Raw genomic sequence first — 1,429 nt, 5'->3', positions numbered from 1 at the left:
CGCGCTGCTGCTGGCCATCCCGCTGCGGCCCGGATGGTTGTGCGCAACCCACCGGTAATGCCGGGGCAGACAGCCAGGGGCAGGTTTTTTTCCTCCGGCTTGGGCAACAATGGCGGGCCGGGCTTCCCACCCATTGCCGCGCTGGCGGCCTTTGCCGCATCACACTACGGCGCAAGATCAACGCGTGACTGCAGTGCTCAGCAGTTTCAGCCCATCTGCATGGCAGAACGTGCTGGCTGCTGTTGTGCCAGTTCAAGTAGCTGCTGAGCTTCCGTGTGCATGGTTCGCAGGGGTTCTACCCCGTTTTCACGGACACTTACAAGAAGGCCGATTCAGGCCATGAGGAGTGTTCATGTCAAAGCGTCGTAAGTTCAGTGCCGAGTTCAAGCGTGGTGCGGTGGAGCAAGCCAGTCGGCCCGGTGTCAGTTGCGCCCGGGTGGCCCGCGAATTGGGTATCCGTGACAGCCTGCTGACCCGCTGGAAGCGGGAGGCACAGACGGCGGGGAAAGCAGCCTTTGCCGGCACCGGGAGCCCGCGTGACGAGGAAGTTGCCCGGCTCAAGCGCGAGTTGGCCAGAATCACCAAGGAGCGGGATTTTTTGCGAGAAGCGGCGACGTTCTTTGCCAAGGCATCATCCTGAGGTATCAGGTGATCGAACGTTGCCGCGATGAGTTTCCGATTCGCCTGATGTGCCGCTGCCTGCGGGTATCGACCAGTGGCTACTACGACTGGAGCAAGCGACTGCCCAGTGCTCGACAGCACGACAACGAGCGCTTGCTGAGCCGTATCCATGCGCTGCATCAGGACAGCCGGGGCACGCTGGGGGCCGGCCGCATGCAGGAAGCTCTGGTCGAGGAAGGGCTGACGGCCAGTCGAAATCGGGTTGCCCGATTGATGGCGGCAGCGGGCCTGCAGGGCTGGCCACGCCCGAAACGGCGTGGCCAGCGCGCTCAACCGACACTGACGCCGCCGGGCGTGCGCAACCTGCTGGAGCGTGATTTCAGCGCCTTGGAGCCGGAAACCAAGTGGGTGACCGACATCACCGAGATCAAGACCCAGCAGGCCAAGCTGTATCTATGCGTCGTGCTGGATCTGTTTGATCAGCGCATTGTGGGCTGGTCCATGCATCATCGGCAGGACCGGCAGATGGTGATCAGAGCGGTGCAGATGGCGGTTTGGCAACGGCAGGAGCGGCATCCGCTGATCCTGCACTCCGACCGCGGCAGTCAATTTCGTAGCGGCGATTACCAGGGCTACCTGGCCGCCAATGGCCTGCTTTGCTCGATGAGTGCGGTGGGGCATTGTGGCGACAATGCAGCCTGCGAGGGCTTTTTCGGATTGCTCAAGCGCGAGCGGATCTATCGCACAACGTATCCCACACTCGATGCCGCCCGGTCCGATGTGTTCGAATACATCGAGCGCCGCCACA

At 62.4% G+C, this 1,429-nt stretch carries 1 protein-coding gene; it reads left to right on the top strand.

Translation table 11 applies throughout. The features are described 5' to 3' along the window. Positions 1–352 precede the first annotated feature (352 nt). A protein-coding gene (locus ABB25_RS13975) for an IS3 family transposase (protein WP_152981247.1) occupies positions 353–1,429 on the top strand; the annotation gives its coding sequence in 2 pieces (ribosomal slippage) (positions 353–593 and positions 593–1,429; 1,078 coding nt annotated over the 2 pieces). This gene is flagged as partial in the annotation.

Source organism: Stenotrophomonas koreensis (assembly GCF_001431525.1).
GTDB classification, from domain to species: domain Bacteria; phylum Pseudomonadota; class Gammaproteobacteria; order Xanthomonadales; family Xanthomonadaceae; genus Stenotrophomonas; species Stenotrophomonas koreensis.
Note: the sequence above shows the minus strand (reverse complement) of the source record. Positions and strands in the feature narration are given on the sequence as shown.